General features: G+C 64.6%; 22 protein-coding genes and 1 pseudogene. 16 read left to right on the top strand and 7 right to left on the bottom strand.

Going from position 1 to position 23,819, the window contains the following annotated elements; all coding sequences use genetic code 11:
- Nucleotides 1–2 precede the first annotated feature (2 nt).
- The 12 genes from C7453_RS03210 to C7453_RS03155 all read left to right on the top strand — a co-directional run bounded on the left by C7453_RS03210 (nucleotide 3) and on the right by C7453_RS03155 (nucleotide 11,414).
- Nucleotides 3–746 carry an aspartate/glutamate racemase family protein gene (locus C7453_RS03210; protein WP_114725897.1) on the top strand — a complete coding sequence of 248 codons (744 nt, stop codon included), beginning with the start codon at nucleotides 3–5 and terminating at the stop codon, nucleotides 744–746.
- 21 nt (nucleotides 747–767) lie between these two features.
- Nucleotides 768–1,547, top strand: a complete 780-nt coding sequence (locus C7453_RS03205) for an SDR family oxidoreductase (protein ID WP_114725895.1) — start codon at nucleotides 768–770, stop codon at nucleotides 1,545–1,547.
- Between the two features lie 154 nt (nucleotides 1,548–1,701).
- On the top strand, nucleotides 1,702–2,673 hold the full coding sequence (locus C7453_RS03200) for a D-2-hydroxyacid dehydrogenase (protein ID WP_114725893.1): 972 nt from the start codon (nucleotides 1,702–1,704) through the stop codon (nucleotides 2,671–2,673).
- A gap of 116 nt (nucleotides 2,674–2,789) precedes the next feature.
- Nucleotides 2,790–3,635 (top strand): transporter substrate-binding domain-containing protein, encoded by an 846-nt coding sequence (locus C7453_RS03195; protein ID WP_114725891.1) that lies wholly within the window; start codon nucleotides 2,790–2,792, stop codon nucleotides 3,633–3,635.
- Nucleotides 3,636–3,653: 18 nt separating this feature from the next.
- The gene (locus tag C7453_RS03190; protein ID WP_114725888.1) at nucleotides 3,654–4,313 is read left to right on the top strand and encodes an amino acid ABC transporter permease; all 660 of its coding nucleotides are present in this window, start codon (nucleotides 3,654–3,656) and stop codon (nucleotides 4,311–4,313) included.
- Between the two features lie 10 nt (nucleotides 4,314–4,323).
- Nucleotides 4,324–5,079 carry an amino acid ABC transporter ATP-binding protein gene (locus C7453_RS03185; protein ID WP_170143100.1) on the top strand — a complete coding sequence of 252 codons (756 nt, stop codon included), beginning with the start codon at nucleotides 4,324–4,326 and terminating at the stop codon, nucleotides 5,077–5,079.
- Nucleotides 5,079–6,374, top strand: a complete 1,296-nt coding sequence (locus C7453_RS03180) for an NAD(P)/FAD-dependent oxidoreductase (RefSeq protein WP_114725884.1) — start codon at nucleotides 5,079–5,081, stop codon at nucleotides 6,372–6,374. Before C7453_RS03185 ends, C7453_RS03180 begins: the two co-directional genes overlap by 1 nt.
- Nucleotides 6,375–6,381: 7 nt before the next feature.
- Nucleotides 6,382–7,779, top strand: coding sequence for an MFS transporter (locus C7453_RS03175; RefSeq protein ID WP_170143099.1), 1,398 nt, complete (start codon nucleotides 6,382–6,384; stop codon nucleotides 7,777–7,779).
- Nucleotides 7,758–8,720: a LysR substrate-binding domain-containing protein gene (locus C7453_RS03170; protein WP_114725880.1), complete on the top strand. Its 963-nt coding sequence runs from the start codon at nucleotides 7,758–7,760 to the stop codon at nucleotides 8,718–8,720. Before C7453_RS03175 ends, C7453_RS03170 begins: the two co-directional genes overlap by 22 nt.
- The gene (locus C7453_RS03165) at nucleotides 8,717–9,070 is read left to right on the top strand and encodes a RidA family protein (protein WP_114725878.1); all 354 of its coding nucleotides are present in this window, start codon (nucleotides 8,717–8,719) and stop codon (nucleotides 9,068–9,070) included. The genes C7453_RS03170 and C7453_RS03165 overlap by 4 nt, the downstream gene beginning before the upstream one ends.
- A gap of 42 nt (nucleotides 9,071–9,112) precedes the next feature.
- A complete protein-coding gene (locus C7453_RS03160) occupies nucleotides 9,113–9,898 on the top strand; it encodes an enoyl-CoA hydratase/isomerase family protein (RefSeq protein ID WP_114725876.1) in 786 nt (261 codons plus the stop codon).
- Nucleotides 9,885–11,414, top strand: coding sequence for an AMP-binding protein (locus C7453_RS03155; protein ID WP_114725874.1), 1,530 nt, complete (start codon nucleotides 9,885–9,887; stop codon nucleotides 11,412–11,414). The genes C7453_RS03160 and C7453_RS03155 overlap by 14 nt, the downstream gene beginning before the upstream one ends.
- Here C7453_RS03155 and C7453_RS19265 read toward each other — a convergent pair.
- The 7 genes and pseudogenes from C7453_RS19265 to C7453_RS03120 form a co-directional block, all read right to left on the bottom strand.
- Entirely contained in the window at nucleotides 11,344–11,982 is a 639-nt protein-coding gene (locus C7453_RS19265) for an AbrB family transcriptional regulator (RefSeq protein ID WP_114725872.1), read from the bottom strand. The two genes, C7453_RS03155 and C7453_RS19265, sit on opposite strands and share 71 nt — an antisense overlap.
- 10 nt (nucleotides 11,983–11,992) lie before the next feature.
- A pseudogene (locus C7453_RS19770) lies at nucleotides 11,993–12,400 on the bottom strand (AbrB family transcriptional regulator); the annotation flags it as partial.
- A gap of 67 nt (nucleotides 12,401–12,467) precedes the next feature.
- Entirely contained in the window at nucleotides 12,468–13,745 is a 1,278-nt protein-coding gene (locus tag C7453_RS03140) for an MFS transporter (protein ID WP_170143097.1), read from the bottom strand.
- A gap of 143 nt (nucleotides 13,746–13,888) precedes the next feature.
- Entirely contained in the window at nucleotides 13,889–15,052 is a 1,164-nt protein-coding gene (locus C7453_RS03135) for an NAD(P)/FAD-dependent oxidoreductase (RefSeq protein ID WP_114725868.1), read from the bottom strand.
- Complete coding sequence (locus C7453_RS03130; RefSeq protein WP_114725866.1) at nucleotides 15,049–15,633, bottom strand: hypothetical protein; 585 nt, start codon at nucleotides 15,631–15,633, stop codon at nucleotides 15,049–15,051. The genes C7453_RS03135 and C7453_RS03130 overlap by 4 nt, the downstream gene beginning before the upstream one ends.
- The gene (locus C7453_RS03125) at nucleotides 15,630–16,988 is read right to left on the bottom strand and encodes an LLM class flavin-dependent oxidoreductase (protein ID WP_114725864.1); all 1,359 of its coding nucleotides are present in this window, start codon (nucleotides 16,986–16,988) and stop codon (nucleotides 15,630–15,632) included. The genes C7453_RS03130 and C7453_RS03125 overlap by 4 nt, the downstream gene beginning before the upstream one ends.
- Nucleotides 16,989–17,036: 48 nt before the next feature.
- Complete coding sequence (locus C7453_RS03120) at nucleotides 17,037–19,559, bottom strand: TonB-dependent receptor plug domain-containing protein (RefSeq protein WP_170143096.1); 2,523 nt, start codon at nucleotides 19,557–19,559, stop codon at nucleotides 17,037–17,039.
- 479 nt (nucleotides 19,560–20,038) lie between these two features.
- Here C7453_RS03120 and C7453_RS03115 point away from each other — a divergent pair, with 479 nt between their 5' ends.
- From C7453_RS03115 to C7453_RS03100, 4 genes are read left to right on the top strand one after another with little or no spacing between them, the layout of a single operon-like run.
- The gene (locus C7453_RS03115) at nucleotides 20,039–21,511 is read left to right on the top strand and encodes an NAD(P)-binding domain-containing protein (RefSeq protein WP_114725860.1); all 1,473 of its coding nucleotides are present in this window, start codon (nucleotides 20,039–20,041) and stop codon (nucleotides 21,509–21,511) included.
- Nucleotides 21,512–21,531: 20 nt separating this feature from the next.
- Nucleotides 21,532–22,011, top strand: a complete 480-nt coding sequence (locus tag C7453_RS03110) for a CMD domain-containing protein (RefSeq protein WP_114725858.1) — start codon at nucleotides 21,532–21,534, stop codon at nucleotides 22,009–22,011.
- A 3-nt stretch (nucleotides 22,012–22,014) separates the two neighbouring features.
- Nucleotides 22,015–22,590 carry a peroxidase-related enzyme gene (locus C7453_RS03105; RefSeq protein WP_114725856.1) on the top strand — a complete coding sequence of 192 codons (576 nt, stop codon included), beginning with the start codon at nucleotides 22,015–22,017 and terminating at the stop codon, nucleotides 22,588–22,590.
- 37 nt (nucleotides 22,591–22,627) lie between these two features.
- Nucleotides 22,628–23,785 carry an NAD(P)/FAD-dependent oxidoreductase gene (locus C7453_RS03100; RefSeq protein WP_114725854.1) on the top strand — a complete coding sequence of 386 codons (1,158 nt, stop codon included), beginning with the start codon at nucleotides 22,628–22,630 and terminating at the stop codon, nucleotides 23,783–23,785.
- Nucleotides 23,786–23,819: the final 34 nt, after the last annotated feature.

Raw genomic sequence — 23,819 nt, 5'->3', positions numbered from 1 at the left:
CGATGGCGGACATGATCGCACGTGGCGGACGGGCCATATACGGCGTATCACTTGGCATCCTGATGCTGGAAGCCCGTTTCCCGCGCATTCCGGGCGACATGGGCAACGCCGAAACCTGGCCGTTTCCGGTCCAGCTCTGTGTCGTGGAAGGCGCCACACCCGAACGCATCGTCCTGGGCGACCCCCGTGATCAACTGGATCGCTTCGTCAAGGCCGGTCGGCGGCTGATCGAACTCGGCGTTTCGGCCATCACCACCAATTGCGGCTTTCTCGCCCTGCTCCAGCCGCAACTGGCCAACGCCCTCGCCGTTCCGGTCGCGACTTCCTCCCTCATGCAGGTTCCCTGGGTCAACGCGACCTTGCCCCCCGGCCGACGCGCGGGCATCGTCACGGTCTGCGCGGCGGCACTGACCCCCGCCCATCTTGCGGCCGTCGGAGCCCCAGCCGACACACCGGTCGCCGGCACCGAAAACGGCGCCGAATTCTTCCGTGTCCTCATCAAGGCTGACAGCGACGTGATGGATATCGGTTTGGCGGAACATGACGTCGTGGAGGCAGCGCGGACATTGGTGCGCCAGAATCCCGATATCGGCGCGATCGTTCTGGAGTGCACCAACATGCCCCCCTACGCGGCAGCCGTCGCCGCCGCAACTGGACTGCCGGTGTACGATATCTATTCGATGGTGACATGGTTCGTAGCCGGCATCCGGCCGCGCATCTTCTCCCGCGATTATTCAAGGCTTTAATGTTTTCGGGAGAGGCAGGACATGGATCTGGGACTTGAAGGCCGACAGGCGATCGTATGCGGCGCGAGCCGAGGCATGGGCCGGGCGATAGCCCTGACACTGGCGACTGAAGGCGCCTCCGTCACGCTTGTGGCACGTGACCCGAAGACGCTGGAAGAAACCGCATCGCTGGTACGCGCGCAAACCGGGCGGGAAGCCACGCCCGTCGCGGCCGACCTGACGCGCGACGACGACCGCCGGCGGGTGTTCGATTCCTGCCCCGCACCCGACATCCTGGTCAATAACGGCGGCGGCATGCCACCGGGTGATTTCCGCGACTGGGACCGTGCCCACTGGATCGCAGGCGTCGACATGATGATGCTGGCCCCGATCGAGATGATCCGCCTGACAGTCGACGGCATGAGCGAACGTGGCTTCGGTCGCATCGTCAACATCGTATCCCGCAGTGTGAAGAATCCCCAGGCGGAAATGGCACTTTCCAACGCTGCGCGATCCGGACTGGTCGCCTTCTCGTCGGGCCTGGCCCGGCAGGTGATCGCGCGAAACGTCACGATCAACAACGTGCTGCCGGGCATTATAGATTCGGCCGCGCAACATGCCCATGTCCGCGACCTGTCGCACCTGACCGGGCGCAGCTACGATAGCATCTGGGCAGAACGTGCCGCCGGAAACCCCGCGAAAAGGTTCGGCGACGTCGACGAAATCGCGGCGACCGTCGCATTCTTCTGCTCGCACAAGGCCGGCTTCATCACGGCCCAGAGCCTGCTGGTCGATGGCGGGGACTATCGCGGCCTATTCTAGGCAAGCCCAGATCATTCCAAAATGGAATATATGCCAGAGGTGTTTTTCCTTCTCATTCCGATAAAGTAATAATATATTTCATCCTAGGAAAAAGACGATGGTTGGGGGGCGGTTTTTTCCCCTCTTTTTCTCCTGTAACGGATGGAAATGAAGCATGACAAAACCATGGACCGGCGCACAACCCAACGTCTGTGTCGCACACGCGCATTACGACCTGAAGGGGGAGATGGAACGCCGCCCCGATCCGCCGCCCTGCACCCAGGTGACCAACCTCAAGGATCTTGAGGCGGTGATCGGCGATGCCGAGGTTCTGGTCGTGTCCATGCTCTGGAAAAACCACATTCTCGACTGGGCTCCCAAACTCAAGCTGGTGCAGTCGGTCAGCGCCGGCGTCGATCATTACGATCATGCCCTGTTCCGCGAGCGCGGCGTCCATCTGTGCAGCGCCCAGGGCGTGAACGCGAACGCCGTTTCGGACCACGCGCTCGGCCTGCTGCTCGCCCTGTCACGCCGCCTCTACGAAGCCCGCGACGACCAGAAGAACGCATACTGGCGCCCCACCAGCAGCAATCCGAAGGACCGTCTGCAGGAACTCGACAGCAAGACCGTGCTGATCGTCGGCTTCGGCGGAATAGGCGCCCGCGTCGCCCGGCTTTGCTCGGCATTCGGCATGAACGTCATCGCGATGCGCCGCTCGGTTCCCGAAACGCAGCCCGAAGGCGTGAGAGTCATCTCGCAGCGCGATTTCCTGGCCACCCTGCCGCAGGCCGACGTGGTGATCCTGACCTGCCCACTGACGCCCGAGACCTTCGGCCTCATGGGCGCGGAAGCCTTCGCCGCCATGCGCCCGGACGCGATGCTGATCAATGTCGCGCGCGGCAAGGTCGTCGATGAGGTCGCCATGGTCGCGGCCCTGCAATCCGGGCAGATCGCCGGCGCGGCACTCGACACGTTCGTCGAGGAACCCCTCCCCGCCACCTCTCCCCTGTGGTCGATGGACAATGTGTTCGTCACGCCGCATGCGGCCGGCGAGACGCAATTCTACGAGCGCAACGTCGTCGACATCCTGATGACGAACATCGCGGCGCTGGAAGCCGGAACGCCCCTGAAGAACCAGATCGTCTGACGACAGGCAGGGGGTGACAGGCGTAGCCGGGCCGATTTCGGCTTTACGGTGTCGTCCACCCCCCTAAAGTCGATCTCTATTGTTAACGGTTCGCCTGATGGCGGGGAGATCCAGAAGTGACAACACGTCGAGCCTTTACATCGGTTCTGGCCCTGGGTGGCTTCGCCGTCGCCACGTCCTTTCCGGATCTGCGTCCGGCACGCGCCCAGGAGGCGGGGGGAGCGATCGAGCGCATCAAGGCCTCGGGCAAGCTCCGCACAGCGGCCATTCCGGGGGCCGAACCCTTTTTCCACAAGGACCTGCTGGGCGGCGGCTGGGCCGGCGCCTGCATCGACATGGTCAAGGATATGGCCTCGGCCCTAGGCGCCACACCGGAGATCGTCGAGGCCGAGTGGGGTACGTCGGTCATGGATCTCCAGACCGGCAAGATCGACGTCATGTTCGCCCTCAGCCCCACGCCGGCGCGAGCGCTCCAGATCCAGTTCAGCGACATCGCCATCAACAACGCCTTCACGGTGATCGCAAAGAAGGGTCTTCCCGTCGGAAAATGGGAAGATCTCGACAAACCCGAGATCCGCGTCGCCTTCGATACCGGCTCGTCGCACGACATCTTCGTCCGACGCGCCCTGCCCCACTGCACCCCCGTCGCGGTCCAGTCCCCGACCGACGCTATCATGGCACTCCAGGCCGGCCGCGCGGACTGCGTCGTGCAGGTGGTCGTGATCGCCGCGGTGATGCACGCACGCAATCCGGGCGTGGGCGACCTGATCCTGCCGCAACCGGTGGTGCATCAGCCGACCTGTATCGGAGTACCCGTTTCGTCCGACCCGCGTTTCCTGACTTTCGTCAATAACTGGCTACTCTACAACCGCTCGGAAGGCATCGTGCAGGAATGGATGTTCAAGGCGCTGCGTGCCAGCAATGTCGATCCGGCATCGCTCCCCCCCGGTCTGGAATTCTGATCCGATGCGGAAGGCCACATGACCTATAAATGGGATTTCGGCCCGATCCTCCAATACTGGTCACTATTCCGGATCGGCCTTGAATATACGCTGGGCTTTACCGTCGCGAGCGCGATTGTCGGCATGGTCGCGGGCCTGCTGCTGACTCTGGCGCGGCGCAGCGGCTGGAAAATCCTCTCCATCCCCGCCGGCGCGGTGGTCGAAATCTTCCGCTGCACGCCGGCACTCGTGCAACTGGTGTGGTGCTACTACGCACTTCCAATCGTACTGGGGATCAGCCTGGCACCCGCTACGGCGGCGCTGCTGGCCCTGTCGCTCTACGGCGCGGCATTCTACAGCGAAATTTTCCGCGCGGGGCTGGATTCGATCGACCGCGGCCAGTGGGACGCCGCAGCGGCGTTGGGCATGCCCCCCTTCACGATGATGCGCCGGGTCATCGTTCCGCAGGCCCTGCGGCGCATGACCGCCCCGCTGGTTAGCCAGGTGGTGCTGCAATTGAAGAACACGTCGCTGATCTCGGTCGTGACCGTTCCCGACCTGGTCTATCAGGGGCAGATGGTTGCCTCCGCCACCTACAAGCCGCTGGAGGTCTACACCACGATCGCCGTCATCTATTTCCTGATCCTGTTTCCGCTGACACAGGGCGCGCGCCTGCTGGAGCGCCGCCGTCATGGCTAGGGAACCTCTGATGATCGACATCGTGAACGTCTCCAAGCGTTTCGGCCGGCGCGACGTCCTCAGAGACATCTCGCTGGGCGTGCCCAAAGGGAAGGTCCTCGCCCTGATCGGCCCCAGCGGATCGGGAAAATCCACCCTGCTCCGCTGTGTCAATCTTCTGGAAACTCCCGATTCCGGCTCGATCACGATCGACGGCAGCACGATGCGCTTTGGCGCCACCGCCTCCCGCCACCGCGCGAAAGCCATGGCTGCCTTCCGTGCCGAAGCCGGAATGGTCTTCCAGTCCTTCAACCTGTTTCCGCACATGACAGTTCTGGAAAACGTGATGTCCGGTCCCCGATTCGTTCGTGGCCAATCGCGCGACGAAGCCGAACGGATCGCCCGCCCCCTGCTGGAACGCATGGGGATGGACAGCTTCTCCGACGCGATGCCCGAGCGCCTGTCCGGTGGCCAGAAGCAGCGGGTGGCCATCGCCCGCTCGCTGGCAATGGAACCAAAGGTCATGCTGTTCGACGAAGCGACCTCCGCGCTCGACCCGCAACGCGTGGCGGAAATCCTGAGCGTGATGCGCGACCTCGCCCAGGCCGGCATGACCCAGATCGTGGTCACGCACGAAATGTCCTACGCGCGCGACGTGGCCGACACCGTCGTCTTCATGGCCGATGGCTCTATCGTGGAATCAGGTCCTGCGCGGCAAGTCATCGAAGACCCGCGTGAGGAACGAACACGGGAATTTCTCAAACATTTCCATATGGGAAAAGCGTGATGCCAGACACGTCCACCTCCGTCGCGCACGGCTCGCGGCAGGTCGTCATCGGAGCAGGCGCAGTGGGCGTGACGACGGCACTGCACCTGCGCCGCCAGGGCCATGACGTCACCCTCCTGTCCACCGACGCGCCGGGGTCGGAAAACGCCACCAGCTACGGCAATGCCGGATGGTTGAGCCCGGGTTCCGTGGTGCCGATCTCCATGCCCGGCATGTGGAAGAAGGTCCCGGGCTACCTGCTGGATGCCCGGGGCCCGTTGCGCCTGCGCCCCTCATCCCTGCCGCATATTTGGCTATGGCTGCTGCGCTTCGTCGCCTGCGGCGCCACGCCCGCCCGTGCCCGCGCCATCGCCTCCGCCCTGCGGCCGTTCCTGGCGGACGCGCCGGACCGCCACGCCACGCTGGCGGCGGAAGCCGGCGTGCCCGATCTGATCCAGCGCAAGGGCCTAGTGATCGTCTACCCCGATGAGGCGGCGTACGAAGCCGATGCCTTCGGCTGGCAGCTCCGGCGCGAGAACGGCGTGCGCTGGCAGACACTCGACCGTGCAGCGCTCGAGGCCGCCTGTCCCGGCCTCGGCCCGCAATACGCCTTCGGCGCCCTGCTGCCCGACGGCGCCCATTGCGCCGATCCGGGCGGCTATGTCGCGGCCCTGGCCACCCTGGCACGTGAACAGGGCGTCCGCTTCGCCACTGGTCATGTCGACGGCTTCGTGGTCGAGACCGGGCAGGTACGCGCCATCCGGACGCCCGGCGACATCGTGGATTGCGACGGTGTCGTCGTCGCCGCCGGCATGGGCTCCCGGTCGCTGGGCGCGATGCTCGGCGATACCATCCCGCTGGTCAGCGAGCGCGGCTATCACGTCCAGCTTCCAGACGTGGCCGACGAACCCGCCATTCCAGTCATGATGTCCGACCTCAAATTCGGCATTACGCCTATGAAGGGCGGCCTGCGCGCCGCCGGACAGGTCGAATTCGCTCCCGACGGAGCCCCGCCTGACTGGCGCCGGGCCCGCATTCTTCTCGACTGCCTGCGCGAGGGCATGCCGCTCATGAAGATCGGGGGCTTCCGCACCGTCAGGCACTGGATGGGCAACCGCCCCTCCACGCCGGACTGCCTGCCCGTGATCGGACCGTCCCCCAGGGTACGCGGCGTGTTCTATGCCACTGGCCACGGCCACCTGGGGCTGGTCAGCGCCCCCTGGACCGCAGAATTGATCGGGCGGATGGTCACCGGCGTCCCCGTCCCCGAAGCTGCCTGCTATGACCCCGCCCGGTTTCTCCGTTTTCGTCTTTGACCGACCCATGCACGTGATCGCGACGGCAGCCCCGGACCATGACAGCCCCCTCGCCATAGATCGGGGGGCGCTTCTGGCGATCCTGCTGGCGATCCTGCTGGCCGTGCTCGATTACGCGGTTGCCAATATCGCCCTCCCGACCATCGGGGCCGACCTGCACGCCTCCGCGTCGGTCTCCATCTGGGTCGTCAACGCCTACCAACTCGTCAATTGCATGCTGCTGCTGCCGCTCGCGGCAGTCGCGGAGCGGATCGGCGCCAAAAAAGTCTGCCTGGGCGGGCTGACGGTGCTGATGGGAGGCTCCCTGCTATGCGCCCTGTCGCACCACATCGTCACCCTCGCCTTCGCTCGCGGCGTACAGGGCGCGGGGGGCGCCGCGATCATGGCGGTCAATACCGCGCTGATCCGGATGGTCTGCCCCCCAGCCCGCCTCGGCCACTGCCTCGCGCTCAATTCACTCACAACGGCGCTCAGCGTCGCACTCGGCCCTTCCGTCGCAGCGGCAATCCTCTACTGCACCGGATCGTGGCGCTGGCTGTTCCTGTTCAATCTGCCGGCCGGTGCGCTCGTGTTCGCCCTGTGCAAGGCCCGCCTTCCCGCCACTCCGCCGGTCCAGCGGCTGATCGACCCACTGTCGATCCTCCTGAACATGGCGGCGTTCTGCCTCATTCTCACCGGTAGCGACTTTCTCGCCCGCAACGAATGGGCATCGGGCGGTGCCCTGCTCGTCCTGCTGGGAGCAACGGCAGGAGGGTTGCTGCTGGCCCGCCAGAAAGACCACGCCACCCCGCTGATGCCGGTGGACCTGCTGGCCCGCCCCGCCTTTTCCATCGGGGCCGCGACCTGCTTCCTGGGCTATACGGCGGCGAACTTCTTCATGATCTCGATCCCGTTTTCCCTGACCGGCCTGTTCGGTCGCTCACCGGTCACGACCGGACTGCTGATCACCGCATGGCCCGCCTCCATGGTCGCAATGGGTCCGCTCGTCGGCTGGCTCTCCGACCGGGTCCCGGCAGGAACGCTGTCGTCGATCGGGCTGGCCATCAACGGTTTCGGTTTTCTAATGGTCCGGATGACGCCCCTGGATGCCGGCGATTTCGACATCATGTGGCGTTTCGCCCTGGCGGGAGTGGGCTTCGCCATGTTCGTGTCGCCGAACAACCGCGCGATCGTCCTCGCCGCCCCCCACGACCGCAGCGCCAGCGCCAGTGGTATGATCGCACTTTCACGGATCATGGGCCAGACCTGCGGCGCTACCCTGGTCGCCATGATCATGGCGCGGGTGGCGGACAGGCCAACGCTCCTCTGCCTCGATTACGCCGTTGCCGTCGCCTGGGCGGCAGCCCTGCTGAGTCTGAGCCGCAAGATCACAAGGAGGCCGACATGCTCCTTCCCCGCCGCCTGATGCCGTCGGTGCCCGAACTCGTCGCGTTCGAGGCAGCGGCCAGGCATCAGAATTTCAGCGCCGCCGCCGAGGAACTGAGCCTGACTCAGGGCGCGATCAGCAAGCAGATCCGCAACATGGAGATGACGCTGGGCGTTTCGCTGTTCGACAGACGCCGCAAGCGCCTGATCATGACGCGCCAGGCCAAGTTGATTCTGCCGTCCGTAATCTCGATCCTCGAACAGATCGCCGGCACCACCTACCGCGTGCTGTCCTCGGGCGACGGCGAGAACACGCTCAGCCTGCATATGTTCTCCACCTTTTCCTCCCGATGGCTGATCCCCCGCCTGCCGCGTCTGATGGCGCAGTGTCCGCAGCTCAAGGTCAACATCACCACAGTGTTCGAACCCTTCAGCTTCGACGGGTCCGACTGCGACATCGCCGTGCATTACGGCGCGCCCGTCTGGCCGGACGGCCAGCTCCACCACCTCTTCGACGAAACGATCGTGCCGGTCTGCAGCCCCGCCTACCGCGACGCGGCGGATATCCGGACGTCGGAGGACCTGGCCCGCGCCAGCCTCATCCAGCTCACCACGCGCCCAGCCCTGTGGGATTTCTGGTTCGCGCAGGTCAACGTCACCGGCGCTGCCTCCTTCAAAGGGCACGTCTTCGACCAGTTCAACGCGACGATCGAGGCCGCGATGGCCGGAATCGGCGTAGCCCTCGCGCCCACCATCTTCGTGGAGCGCGAACTCGCAGAAGGCACGCTCTGCGTCGTCTCGCAGGAAACGATCCGCTCGCGCGGCGCCTACTACGTCGTCACGCCGGTAGAGAAGGCGCACGACCCGGCCATCTCCGCCTTCATCCGCTGGATCTGCGCGGAGAGCGCCGCCTATGGCGGCCTGGGCACTCTGGCGCCGGGCACACTGCATTTCAACGGATACGAAGGAACACGAAATTGAGCGACATTCTCTATATCGATACCAATCACCGCCGCTCGCGCGCCGTGGTGGCAAACGGCATGGTCCACGTGGCCGGGCACACGGCTGCCGACCGCAGCCAGGACGCCGCCGGCCAGACCCGCCAGATCCTGGCCGCGATCGAACAGATCCTGGCCGAGGCAGGCAGCGGCAAGGACCGCCTGCTGAGCGTCACGATCTGGCTGTCCTCGATGGAGGATTTCAAGGCCATGAACGAGGTCTATGACGCCTGGATCGTACCCGGCCGCGCCCCCGCCCGCTGTTGCGGCGAAGTCAAGCTGGCGCTGCCCGATATCCGCGTCGAGATCATCGCTACCGCGCTGACCCGCTGACGCACACACTGCGCGCCACCCGCCCCAACCAGGAAGAGGCCGATGGAAGACCTATTCATCCTGACCCGCCATGAGGGCGATATCGCGGTCATCACCCTCAACCGCCCCCGCATCCTCAATGCGTGGCACAGCCCGATGCGCGACGCCCTGGTCGCCGCGCTGACCGAGGCCGAGGCGGACCCGGCCATCGGCGCGGTCGTCCTGACCGGTGCCGGCACCCGCGCCTTCGGTGCCGGACAGGACCTCGCGGAATCGAAGGATTTCTCACCCGCCAGGGTCGAGGCATGGCTGGAGGAATGGTTCCGACTGTACGACGCGCTACGGGCCATGACAAAGCCGCTGATCGCGGCGTTGAACGGTCTGGCGGCGGGCTCGGCCTTTCAGGTGGCGCTGTTGTGCGATCTGCGCATCGCCCATCCCGGCGTCACGATGGGCCAGCCGGAGATCAAGGCCGGGATCGCCAGCGTCACCGGCCCCTGGATCATGGAGCCCATCATCGGGCGAGCCCACACTATCGACCTGATGCTGACCGGCCGCATGGTACCCGCTGCCGAAGCCCAGGCCATGGGACTGGTCAGCCGCCTTGTGCCGCAGGATGCGGTCCTGCCGGAAGCCCTCGCCCTGGCGACGGAACTGGCTGCCCTGCCGCGCGGCGCGATGGCGGCCAACAAGCGCCGCCTACGCGAAGCCACCGAAACGGGATTCCGCGAGGTAATCGCCGCCGGAAAACGCATCCACCGCGCCTCCTACGAAAGCGGCGAGCCGGAAGAAATGGCCGGCCAGTTTCTCTCCCGCCGCAAGACAGGCCCCGACCATGAACCCCGATGAAGGCTTCATCCCGCGCTTCATGGAAACGGCTGCGCGCGAGCCGGACCGGATCTTCGCCCGCATGGAGCAAGGCGATACCCTGACCTTCGCGGACCTCGCTACCCGCTCCGGCCAGATCGCCCGACGCCTCCTTGATGCCGGGCTACAGCCGGGCGACCGCGTTGCCCTGATGCTGCGCAACGATCCCGACACGATCGCACTGATCTTCGCCCTGGCACGGGCCGGCCTGGTCTGGGTACCAGTCAACGTCCAGTTCCTGGGGACAGGCCTGGCCCATATCCTCACGCACAGCGCCCCCTCGGCCATCCTGGCCGAAACCGACTGCCTGACTGCCCTGGCGGACTGCGGGGCCTCCCTGCCCGTACTGATGATCGCGCGCGGCGATGCCTCCTGGGAGGCCTTGTTCGCTACCGGCGCCCCCGCCTTACTGCCTGCCCCACCGCCCGGCCACGCCCTGTTCGCGCTCAGCTACACCTCCGGCACGACCGGCTTACCCAAAGGGGTGCAGGTCACCCACCACATGTTCCGCGTCGCAGGCGAAGGAGCGGCCCGCGTGGCGGACGTCCATGACGACGACGTGCTCTTCGTCTGGGAACCGTTCTACCATATCGGCGGATCGCAACTCCTGGTCCTGCCGTCGCTCGCGCGGGTCTCGCTTCATCTGGTGGCCCGTTTCAGCGCCAGCCGCTTCTGGGCGCAGGTGGCGGCGGCGGGCGCCACGCATATCCATTACCTGGGCGGCATTCTCCAGCTTCTCCTGCGCCAGCCCCCCGGACCCGCCGAGCACGCCCATCGCGTCCGGATCGCCTGGGGCGGCGGCTGTCCGCCCAATATCTGGGCCGCGGTCCAGGACCGTTTCAACCTGCGCATCCGCGAATGCTACGGCATGACCGAGACCTCCTCGTTCGTGACCTGCAATGCGGACGGCGTGACGGGCTCTGTCGGGCGCCCTCTGCCGTGGATGTCCGTCTCCATCCGCGACGCGAGGGGCCGCCCCGTGCCCTGCGGCGAACGCGGCGAGATCGTCGCCGCCAGCACCGACGCAGGCGCCCTGACTCCCGGGTATTTCCGCAATCCCGAAGCCACGGCAAAGGCCCTGCGCGACGGCATGCTCCATACCGGCGATCTCGGTTCGCTCGATCAGGATGGATTCCTGTGGTTTCATGGACGCCTGAGCGACAATGTCCGCGTCCGGGGCGAGAACGTCTCGGCCTGGGAAGTCGAACATGTGGTCAACGGCCATCCGCTGGTCAAAGAGTGCGCCCTGGTCGGCGTGGCAGCCGAGATCGGCGAGCAGGATATCAAGATCTTCGTGCAGGTCCGCGAAAACCAGACCCTCGATCCGGCGGCACTGGCAGCCTGGCTTCAGACCCGCCTGCCCCGCTTCCAGCGCCCCCGCTACATCGCCTTCGTCGAGGATTTTGAACGAACCCCCAGCCAGCGGATCATGAAGCATCGGCTTTCGAAAGAGACGGGTGGATGCTGGGATCGTCAGCAGATGGAATCCAGCGGCTAAGCCACCGCGCAAGCCCTGGCCCGGTGAACAGAACCAGCACGAAACGCACCGTCTGCATCGCCATCACGAACGACATATCCACCCCTGGCGTCGTGGAGGCGATGATGGCGATCGTATCCTCTCCCCCCGGACTACACGACAGCCAGGCAGAAAGCGGGTCCGTTTCGCCGCACAATACGAGCAGCCACGCCACCACGCCCGACGCGCCGATGACCAGCAGGGTGGACAGGATAACCCAGGGCGAGGCACGCAACGCATGCCGCACGATCTGGGGCGTGAAACGCAGGCCAATTCCCCATCCCAGCGCGGTATAGGCCGGCACGCGCACCCATTCGGGCAGGGCGATAGTCAGCAGCCCCGTATCCTGCAACGTCGCGCCCACGACAAGCGGCACCATCAGCACTCCAGCGGGAATCCGGAATTTCTGGGCAAGGACCGTCGACACCACGATGGTCAGTAGCGTGCCGCCGATCGCCCCCGCCCCCCCCTTCCGCTCGCGGCACCGATCGCACCAGCGCGTCTTGCCCGGCCGAGGCCACCGCGAAAAACCTTGTAACGGCTGCGGCACTTCCCGATACGAAGATCACACGCAGATATTGCATGAAGGCGACAAGCCGCATATCCGCGCCATAGCTGGCGGACATGATCGTCATCGGCGTCGCCGCCCCCGGCGACGATCCCCATAGCGCCGTCGTTCCCGGAAGCACCCCGGTCCGCGCCAGCACGAAACCGGCGGCGGCACTCACCAGCACGATGGACACGACCCCGGCGAAAAAGACCGGCCCCTTGTCGAGGATACTGGCCAGGACGGACAGCGGCAGGCTCGTGGCAATCAGGCACCCCACCACCCCAAGGGCCAGCGGAAAGACCGGACCGGGCAGCCGCAACCCCTGCCCGGTCACCCCGGCGACGATGCCGCAGATCATGGGGCCGAGCATCGCCGAAGCGGGAAGACCGATCCGGCGCAACAACTCGGCCAGAGCCATCGACCCTCCCAGCAGGAGCACCCATCGAAGCAATAGCCGGCGCATCGCCTCCGCGCCCCGCATCGCGTCAGACATGCACCGGTACCGGCTCCGCACCGGACAGGGCCATGCGTCGCGCGGGCCTGCGTTCCACCGCCAACCAGCCGGCCCCCAGCGCCGCCCCCAGAACCGCCATCGCGACATACAGCCCGCTGGCCATCGCGGATCCGGTCACAGCGAGCAGCCAGGTCACGATCGTCTGCGACGTGCCACCCACCAGCATGACCGTCATGTTATGCACCGTCGCCAGCACCGTGGTCCGTGATCCCGGCTCGAATACTTCGGTCACAACCGTGCTGTACGCCCCCAGGAACAGGCCCGAAAACACCGCCAGCCCGACCTGCATGATCAGCAGCCGTCCCACCGATGGCCCGGCGACCAGGAACGCGGAGAGCGGGATAATGGCAATAAGCAACCCGATCAGGGATACGAACAGCACCCGCCGCCCCCCGAACCGATCGCCCAGGCATCCGGCCAGTAGAATAAAGGGCACCATCACGACCGCGGCAGCCATGGTAATGAAAAAGACCATCCGGATCGGCAGATGCAATGTTCGCGTGGCAAATGTGATGTTGTAGCCATACAGGATGTATAGGGTCGCCGACGTGCCGCCGACCAGCCCGGCCACCGACAGCGCCCGCCCCTTCTGCCGTCGCAGGTCGCGCAGAAAGCGCGCCGCACTGCCCTGTAACGTGTCCCGGGCCGGGCGCGGCTCGGTGTCCTGCCCGTTCCGGCGCAGGACCAGAATCGCCGGCAGGATGACCAGCCCGAACGCGAAAGGCAGCCGCCACCCCCATGCAACCAGCATCTCCGGGCTGAGCGCCGTGGCCAGCATGAACCCGACCCCGCTGCCCAGGATCTGGGCCGCGGCCTGCCCGACCATCTGCCACGATCCGTAAAAGCCCCGCCGGCCGGGCGGCGCCTCCTCGATCAGGAACGACGTCGAGGTCGCAAATTCGGCCCCTGCCGAAAATCCCTGTAACAGGCGGGCAACAACGACGATTCCAGCCCCCACCAGCCCAGCCGTATGCCACCCCGGCGCGCAGGCGATCAGCAGCATCGAAACCGCCATGACGCTCATGCCCAGCACCATCGCGCTACCGGTGCCGTGCCGGTCGGCGAACAGGCCAAGCACCACCCCGCCCAGCGGCCGGGTCAGAAAGCCCATGCCGAACAGGATCGTCGTGAAAAGCACGGCCCGCTGCCCCGCGCCGCCGAAGAAAACGGCACTGATGACCGGCACGAGATAGGAAAAGACCATGAAATCGTACCATTCGAGCGCATTGCCCGCAATGGAGCCAATCACGGCCCGGTTTCGCCTGCTGATCATGGCGCGCCCTTCACCCTGGAGCAGATCCTGTTTGCAGGCGTGCATGCAAACAGGTGAATATGCTTGCAAAAACAACAATCCAGAACATTTCCACCGAACCGGTTTTCGGTGGAAATCCTCTAGCCGGCTGGCTGAAGCATCGTGCCTGACGGCCGGTCCGTGTCCACGCCCGGCACGAAGCGATCGGGCGAAAACGCCTCGATCGGATAAGGGGACTCCCGGCCCAGCACCAGATCGGCCGCGATCCGCCCTGTCAGGGGCGAGAGCGCGAAACCGTGGCCGGAGAAACCGCACAGATGCACGATCCCTTCCGCCCGCGACGACCGCCCGATCACGGGAATCTCATCCGGCATGATGGCTTCAATCCCCGCCCAGGCATGCAGGATGGCCACATCCTTCAGGACCGGGAACAGTTCCAGCGCCGTGCGCGCCGATGCCGCCAGCCGTGTGACATCCAGCGTCGTCAGCCCGGTATCGAGATCCGCCACTCCCTTGGGGCCACCACCGATCATGACATGGCCCGACGCGACCTGCTTGAACGACAGCGGGCGCCCCGTCGCCAACGCCACCTGCGTGATGAAGGGCGGCAGCGGCGCGGTAAACATCATCATGAGCGCATTGAACCCGAGCGGGAAATCATCCCCCACCATTCGGGCAATCCGTCTGCCCCACGCGCCCGCCGCGTTCACGATCCGCGGCGCGCCCAGGTGGCTGCCATCCTCCAGCGTGACGCGCCATCCTCCCTGCACGCGCTCCAACCCCGCCACACCGGCTCCGACGCGCACCACGGCACCCGCGCGGGTGGCGGCTCTCAGGAACGCCCGCGTCGTCCGCATCGGGTCCGCAAACCCATCCCTGCGACACACCAATCCGCCGACGACATGCGGTGCCACGGCCGGAAGCAACGTTTTCACCTCCGCCTCGTCCAGCAGAACTTCATGGGTCCAGCCCAGCGCGTCGGTCACCGCCACCCGCTCCCGCAGACTGCGCATATCGGCGTCGTTTTCCGCGATACGCACCTGCGCCGAGGGCACGAAGCCGCCATCGTCATCCAGCAACGTCGGAAGATCGTACCAGAGGTCGAGAGCCGCCAACGCCAGCGGAATTTCGGGCAGCGCCCGCCCCAGCGTCCGCACCCCGCCGGCGGAGAACCCCGAGGCATGACGGCCCGGCATGCTCTTCTCCACCACCGTCACCCGCAGCCCGGCCCGCGCGGCCCAGAACGCAGTCGAAAGCCCCTGGAGGCCGCCGCCGATGACGATCAGTTCGGTATCCTGGCTCATGCGCCCTCCTGGTCCATCTGAATAGGATAGGGGGCTGGCCGCTCCGCGCCGATCGCCGCCAGCGCGGCCAGTTTCACCGGCGCACAGAAAGCGATCGGGCCGGTCAGCGCGACCTGCCCGAGCAATTCCGCATCACGCGCCGTCGTCTCCGGCTGCCCCAGCACCATGGCCACCGCCAGCGGTTCCAGGCGCGCTACCGCCCCAACAGGCCCAGGCGGCTCCCGCTCCACAAACGGTGGCAGGTCATGCGCGATCGTAATCGCGATCCGCTCCACGGCCGCCTCGTCGGGCCGCCCCGGCAGAAAGAAAATCCCCCGCCGGCTGGTCTGATGGTTCGCATCGGTCAGCGGTCCTGCCCTCCCCATCTGGCATCCCAGCGCCGCGCACAGCAGCGCGGCCTCGCCTACCACCACCAGCCGCGCGAACGGCACCGTCCCGACCTGCTCTTCCGACTGGACCCAGAGCCGCTCCGGCTCAGCATGCCAGACCGGCTGCTCTGTGGCGGACAGATGCCGCGCCTGGGGAAAGCGGGCCTGGAACGGCGCAATACCGTCCGTCTCCCCCACGATCACACATGTCATGACATCGGCTCCACGACGGTGGGAACAACCGGATCGCCATAACGGCTGGCCGGCAGAGGCAGGCGCAGATGCTCTCTCAGGGTCGTGCCCTCGTAATGCGTTCGGAACAGCCCCCGCCGACGCAATTCCGGCAGGATCAGGTCGGTAAATTCCTGCAGACTGAGCGGCAGCAGAGCCGGACAGAGATTGAACCCGTCCACCGCCCCGCACGAGAACCATGCCTCCATCGTATCCACGATGCTCTCCGGCGTACCGATCAGCACATGCGAGCCGAACCCGGAAGCAATCAGGGAATACAGGTCGCGGATGGTCATGTTCTCGCGATGCGCCTGGTCGACCAGAGCGCGCGCGATGCTCTTGACCATCGGATCCTGCGGTTCCGGCACCGGCCCGTCCAGAGGATAACCCGACAGGTCGCCCAGTTGCGCATAGAGATAGGACAGGCCGAGTTCCGGCGGGATCAGATCCCGCATCGCGTCATATCGCGCGCGTGCTTCCGCCTCGGTCCGCCCGACAAAGAGGGTAACACCGGCCAGTATCCGTAAATCCTCGCGGCGTCGGCCATGCCGTTCCAGCGCCACGCGCAATTTTTCCGAATAGGCCTGCGCCTCGGCCAGCGAGCGCGGCAGGGCATAGATTACCTCCGCATTCCGCCCAGCCAGTTCGATCCCGGCATCACTGGCTCCTGCCTGCACCATGATGGGCCGCCCCTGCGGACTGCGCGGCACGTCGAGCGGGCCGCGCACGCGAAAATGCGGCCCTTCATGGTTCAGGACATGCAGCCCGAGCGGGTCAAGGAAGCGCGCGCCCTCCTTGTCGCCGACCAAAGCATCCGCGCTCCACGAATCCCATAAACCCTTGACCACCTCGGCGCATTCCAGCGCCCGGTCATAACGGGTATCATAATCGAGATGCCTGTCGCGTCCGAAATTACGCGCTTCCGCATCCGACCAAGAGGTCACGATGTTCCATCCGGCGCGGCCATCGCTGATTCGGTCCAGCGAGGCATATTTCCGCGCGATATGAAACGGCTCGTTATAGGTGGTGGAGGCCGTGGCCACCAGGCCGATCCGTTCGGTCACCGCCGATAGTGCCGACAGCAGCGTAAGCGGTTCGAAATCCGCCACCTGCGAAGATTGGGTCAGGGAGCCGGGCGGCGTATCCGTCACCCGCACGCCGATTCCGTCGGCAAGGAACAGCATGTCGAAACAGCTTTCTTCCGCCAGGCGCGCGACCGTCGCGAAATGACGAAAGCTCGTGCTGCCTCCGGGGTCAGCGGCCGGATGTCGCCACCCGGCTGCATGATACCCCAGATACCGGATCGAAAGACCGATCGACATGGTCTTCTTCGGCATGTTCACCAACGCGGTATCCCCCGGTCGTTCAGGATATTTCCCAACCCGTCAGAGGGTAAGGTCCAGTTGCATATAGTAGTAGCCGCCGAACAGCCCCATCTGCTGGACATCCATGTTGTAGATTTCCGAGCCGAGATACTGCACCTGGTAAGGCACCTTGCGCGGATAGGCATTGCCGATATTGTTGCCGCCAAGCGTGGCATGCAGGCGCGGCGTCACCTGATAGCCGATGGCCAGATCCGTCTGAAAACGTGGTGTCTGGACCCAGCGCAGGAAGTGCGAAACCGAATTGATCATCGAGCTCGGCACGTCGTTCCAATAAGTATTGTTGGATGTCGTCCGGCCATAGCGGGTTTCATGCACCGTGAAATCCAGCTTCCCCCAAGTCCAGCGACCACCGAAAATCAGCTTGTTGCGCGGCATGTAAGAGGTCAGAAACGACCGCTGCTGGGCATTCAGCAGCGTATTCCCGTTCAGATCCTCACCGACATGGGTAATATTGGTCTGGTTGAAATTGACCGCCGCATCCCAGTTGATCCGGCCATAGCGGCCCAGATTGGTCAGATAGGTCGCGGTAATATCCAGTCCACGCGTACGGGTCGACGCCCCGTTCGTCTCATATTGCGCGGTCGCGGTCGCCGAGGTCGAGGGAAAATACAGCCCGGACAGGTTCATGGCCTGGATCGCCAATGCACCACCATAAACCCCGCCGATGACGATGCGATCGCGGATATCGATCTGATAGGCATCCAGAGAAATATGCATGTTCTTGATGGGATTCAGAATGATACCGGCACTGTAGCTGGTCGATCGTTCGGGCTTCAACGGCCGGGCTCCCAACAGCTTGGCGCCGGGCGAATTCACACCGAGAACGCCGGAAGCCGATGTCGGCGATTCCGTCAGGCTGGAGAAATATTGCTCTGCCAGCGTCGGCGCGCGAAACCCGCTGCTGACGGTGCCACGGAAGGCGAAATATTTATTCACGTCATACCGGGTCGACACCTTGCCAATCTCGGTGTTTCCCACGTCCGTATAATGCTCGAATCGGCCAGCAAGGTCGAGCTTCCATCCCTTCAGCAGCTCAGTCCCGACATCGATATAACCCGCCGTCACGTCTCGGTTCGACGTGCTGGCCAGGCCCGGCGGAATCGCATGCTGTCCCTGGGCGCCCGATATATAATAGGCGTTGTAGTCGCCGGCACCAATCTTGTAGGTCTCATAGCGATATTCAGCACCGATCGAGAAGTTGAGCGGCCCCGCCAGCACACCTGTATCGAAGCTCCGGCGGAAATCGAGGTTGTTCGTCCACTGCGTGGTCGTATAGGCGGTCTGGTGGAACTCCGTCGGCGTATAGCCATAGGTCTCCAGATAGCTCTGGCTGCCCGTATTGGCGATATTCACATCGTTATGATTGCCTCCATAGGTCGTCGAGAAGTCGAAATCGAAACCCAGGAACGCTTTGCCCTTGAAGCCGACCGTCACGCCGTAATCAGTTTCATCGGTCTGGATGATCGGAACATAACCATTGGGGAAGAGCGTCGGGAAGGTCGCCCCCGACACATCCACGCCGGTCCGGAAATTCTGCAGCGCATCGGCAACCTTGTGGCCAAAGGTCGAGAAGGAATACAGCGTCAGGTCTTTGTTGATATTGTATTCCATATTGTAGCCGAGCACGACCTGAATCGCACGCGGTATGCTCATGATCGGGTTGTCATATTTGTTCGTGCGCTTGTCCCACCCACCTCGGATGGCATGGTCCTGAAACTTGAAATCCGCGCCCAGGTTAAAGAAACCGCCATTGGGCAGTTCGAAGGCTCCGCCGATATAATCCTTCGAGGTGAAGCCATCCCCCTTGTAATAGCCACCATTGTTAGCCGACATCTGGATACCGTGATTACGGTGCGACAGAATGACGTTGATGACACCCGCGATGGCATCCGATCCGTACTGCGCGGCCGCGCCGTCCTCCAGAACCTCGATATGGTCAATTTCCGAAACCGGGATCATGTCGATATCGACCGGCGTGGTCCCCTGCTGCGGGCCCGGCGCATAATAGACGGTCGATGTCGTATGCCGGCGCTTGCCATCGACCAGAATCAGCGTCTGGTTCGATGTCAGGCCACGCATGTTGATCGAATCAATGGTGTTTGCAGTGCCGGTGCCGACAGTCTGTCTGGTCAGGGACGGGATCAGCGTAGTCAACGCATCGCGCAGGTCGGCCTGGCCGGTGGATTTGAGTTGCGCCGCCGAAATCACGACCACGGGGCTGATACTGTCACGCGCCTTCGCATGCGGATCGCGCGTGCCCGTCACGATCACCTGCTCGTCCCCATCGCCCCCGCCATTGCGCACCGGTATCGTCACAGGCGCGACGATGGTGGCGGGAACGGGTGCCGGGGTCACGGCAGACACAGGCTGCGCAGCCAACCGGCTGTGTGCCGATGCGACGGCCCTGCTCTTCGCCGCACGCGCGGCCTTGCTGTCCGTGCCGGTCGCGGCAAAGCTTTCGGACACCATGACCGCCGGAAGTACAACGGCAAGAGCCGTCGAGAAAAGTGCCTGACGTTTCATTCTGCTCTGTCTCTTTCGCCTCTTTCGCCGTACGACGCGACATTCGCCAGCCAACAGATCGCACTCTACGGCAACCATTGTCTCATTTCGCAAGGAACCAGACCTGATACACGGCAAAGCCTACCTCAGTTCGATTAAGCAACAAAACATATATGGAGAAAGATCCGATATTGTTTCTACGGGTACCATGAAAAGAATTCCCGCAACCGCTTCGTCAGTCCCGCCCGGCCAACGTCCAGTTGACGATCCCTCCGCCCTCTTCCATCGGCGTCACGCCCATTCGGCGCCAGCCCTTCTGTCACGACGCTTTCGCCCGTCGATCCTCCCATACTTTCCAGCATAATCGTATCGTATTCGTTTTGTTTCGAAGGAGAAAAATTCATCATACGATTACCCATTGGAAAGATTACTGACCTACCACAATGCGTTCCGATTCCGTTATAATGTGATATTGGTCTGTCTCCGTAAGAGGATACCAAATGTCATACCCCGACCTCGCAGACATCCCGGGCGGACTGGAACGGCTGAACGAACGCGTCAGGCAGGATCAGCAATGGCTCGATGTCCCCACGCGCCCATGGGTCCCGTCACGCTCGGCGGACGGCCAGCGGGTCATCGACGTCGTGGTCGTCGGTGCGGGCATGGCGGGCCTGACGGTCTCCGCCTCGCTGCGCCGCTGCGGTATCGACAACCATATCGTCCTCGACCGCGCTCCCGCCGGCCACGAAGGTCCGTGGGCGACCTACGCGCGCATGGAAACGCTGCGTTCGCCGAAATCCCTCTCCGGTCCCTGCATGGGCCTCGCCAGCCTCACATTCCGGGCCTGGTACGAATATCGCTTCGGACAGGAGAGATGGGAGGAACTGGACAGGATTCCAACCACACTCTGGATGGAGTACCTGATCTGGCTTCGTGAAATCCTCGAAATCACGGTCCGCAACGAAACCGCGCTCGACGGCATCACCTTCCGCGAAGACGGCCTGCTGGCCCTGCGCATCCTCTCGGCCGGCCGGCCCGAGACGATCCTGTGCCGGCGCCTCGTCCTGGCAACCGGGCGCGACGGGCTTGGCGGTCCTTACGTGCCGCCGGTCATCGCTGCCCTGCCCCATCATGCGTGGGCCCATTCTGCTGACAGGATCGACTTCGCAGCACTCCGCGGCCGGGATGTCACCGTCATCGGCGCAGGTGCGTCGGCCATGGACAATGCCGCGACCGCGCTGGAGGCCGGCGCGCGCCGCGTCGATATCCTGCTGAGGCGACTGGCCATGCCGCGCGTCAACAAATTCACCGGCATCGGCAGCATGGGCGTCGTGCTGGGTTTCCAGGCCCTGCCTGACGGCTGGAAATGGCGCTTCATGGATTGCGTGCTAGACGCGCAGACCCCTCCGCCCCGTGCCAGCGTCCTGCGGGTCTCGCGCCGGCCCAATGCCTTCTTCCATCTCGGGTGCAGCCTCGAATCCGTCACCCCCCAAGGCGACGGCGTCCGTATCGAAACGTCACGCGGCCGGCTGGATACGGATTATATCATTGCGGCAACGGGCTTTTCAGCAGACCTGTCACAACGGCCAGAACTGTCCGCCATCGCATCGCATATCCGCCTCTGGAAAGACCGCTTCACACCGGCACCGCAAGACATGTCCTCCGGCATACGCTACGCGGAACTCGACAATTCGCCCGATCTCGGAAAAGGCTTCGAATTTCTCGAAAAAATGCCGGGCGATTGTCCATCCATACGGTTCGTTCATTGTTTCTGCTATCCGGCGACCCTGTCACATGGAAAGGTCAGCGGCGATATCCCCGCCATCAGCGACGGTGCGGAACGGCTGGTCCGTCACATTGCCGAATCCCTGTTCGTGGAGGACCGTGCCCTTCACTACGACGGCCTCGTAGCCTTCAACGACCCGGAACTGATGGGCGACGAATGGACCGACACCCCCCTGTCCGCAGCCTGAAACCAGGAAAGTCATCCGATATGATGGACGCCATAGATGCCGCGGTCGGGCTCGTCGAAGACGATCCGCTCTTCGCCCGTCGCCGGGCAAGAGCCGAATTCGTCACCGGCTCGGAGGCCTGCCGCCATGCCGTGCTGACCCCTGCGGACGATCATGGCCTCGGGCCGGCGCTGCGCCTCGCCTTGGCCTGCCGCATAGCGACGCTCAATGCCGACGCGGCACTGGCCGCGTCCTACCGGGCGATCCTCGCCGACACGGATGCCGACGCGGACACCCGGGCCCTGGCCGACGGGGCCTCCGCCCTTCCGTCCCCCCTGTCCACGATTGCGCGGCAGGCGGACCTTGTGACCACACACAACCCGTCCGCCTCGCAGGCGGACATCGCGGCCCTGGTCCAGGTCGGCCTGTCCAACCCCCAGATCGTCGCGTTGTCCGAGCTGATCGCGTTCGTTAATTACCAATGCCGCGTGACCGCCGGCCTGCGCCTGCTGAAAGACTGAACGATGTCCGGCAGAATCCGCGTCAAGCCCCTGGACTGGGTTCCCTATATCGAGCCGGTCGACGTCACGCAGGCCGCCCCCAGGCAGCGCGAGGCGATGCAGGTCACCCCGTCATCCATCGGGGTCTCGCCCTATGTCCGCACGCTCGCCCACGATCCGGAAAGCTATCTGGCCCGAACGATCCTGTTCAACGCGATCATGTACGCACCCGGCGGTCTGCCACGCGCGGATCGCGAACTGGGCGCCCTCGGCGCATCGCTGGTGAATGGCTGCCCCTACTGCGCCATGGTCCATGCCCGCCGCCTCACCGACCTGACCCACAGCGACGATGCGGTCACCGCCCTGTGGCATGATCGCCCGGACCTGCTTTCCCAACGCAGCCAGGCGATCTGGGCGTTCGCCCGCTCCCTCTCGTCTACACCATCCTCCGCCACGCCCGCTCAAATCCTGGCCCTGCGCGACGCCGGCCTGTCCGAGGCGGATATCATCGACCTCATCCACGCGGTCGCGATCTTCGGCTGGGCCAACCGGCTCATGCATCCGCTCGGCCACGCCGTGCCAGCTTCAGGCAAACGCTGATCCCCGCAAACCATCCGAACAGAACAGGAACCATCTCATGCTCTTGAAAAGACGCCACCTCCTGATGGGTCTCGCCAGCACCGCCGCGCCGTCCGCCTTTGCCGCGCCGCCCCGCAAATCCGTAGTCGTTGTCGGAGCAGGCATCATCGGCGCATCGGTCGGCTATCACCTCGCCGCCTACGGCGCCGACGTCACAATCGTCAACCGTGCCGGCCCAGGGCAGGAAACCACGGCCAAATCCTTTGCGTGGCTCAATGCGTTCAACAAGAAGCCCTACTCTTATTACACATTGAACATGCTCGGCATCCTGGGCTGGCGCCGCCTCCAGCAGGAAATCGGTCAGGATCTCGCTATCCAGTGGGGCGGCGGCATCTCCTGGCATGCCGACGAGAAAAATGCGGTAGCCGAAACCCAGGATATTATCCGCCGGCTCGAAGGCTGGGGTTATCCCATCCGCGCGATCAACAGGTCGGAAGTCGAGGCCCTCTTGCCGGGCGTGCGGACCGGTCCCTGCGCCATCGCGTGGAAATCGGATATCGACGGCACGGTAGACCCGGTCGCCGCCGCCGAAACCCTGGTCGCCGCAGCCGCCAGAAAGGGCGCCCGCCTCGCCATGGGCACGAACGTGCTGGGCCTGGACCGCACGGGCGGGCGCGTCACGGGCGTACAGACCAGCAAGGGTCTGATCCGCGCCGATCATGTGGTGCTCTGCATGGGCAACGATACGCCGCCGATGGCGGCCACGGCGGGGTTGAAGACCCCCCTCAAGGAATCACGAGGCGTCCTGGCCCACACCGAGCCGCTTCGTCCCCTGTTCGGACAGGTCGTGATGCCACCGGGCTGTGACATCAAGCAGAATCCCGACGGGCGGCTGGTCACCGGCTCCAATTTCGGCGATAGCGGCGACACTCCTGCCGATGGCGCCACCGGCGAGAAATTCCTGGCGAAAGTCCGGAACTTCTTCCCGCACCTGCCGCCCCTGCCGCTCGAATTCATGACCCTAGGCCACAGGGTACTGCCACTCGACGGGCACCCGATCGTAGGCCCATCATCCAGCGATCCCAACGTCTACGTCGCCGTCATGCATAGCGGCATGACGCAGGCACCGATCATGGGGCAATGCGTCGCCATGGAAGTACTGAACGGCGTCCCCATCGACTGGCTGTCCGATTACCGCCCCAGCCGGTTCGCCTGACCTCCGGCATCCCGATGCCCCCCTTCCCCACTCC

The sequence above is a fragment of the Gluconacetobacter liquefaciens genome (assembly GCF_003350405.1).
In the GTDB taxonomy this organism is placed as follows: domain Bacteria; phylum Pseudomonadota; class Alphaproteobacteria; order Acetobacterales; family Acetobacteraceae; genus Gluconacetobacter; species Gluconacetobacter liquefaciens.
This window is presented reverse-complemented; position numbering and strand designations above follow the sequence as displayed.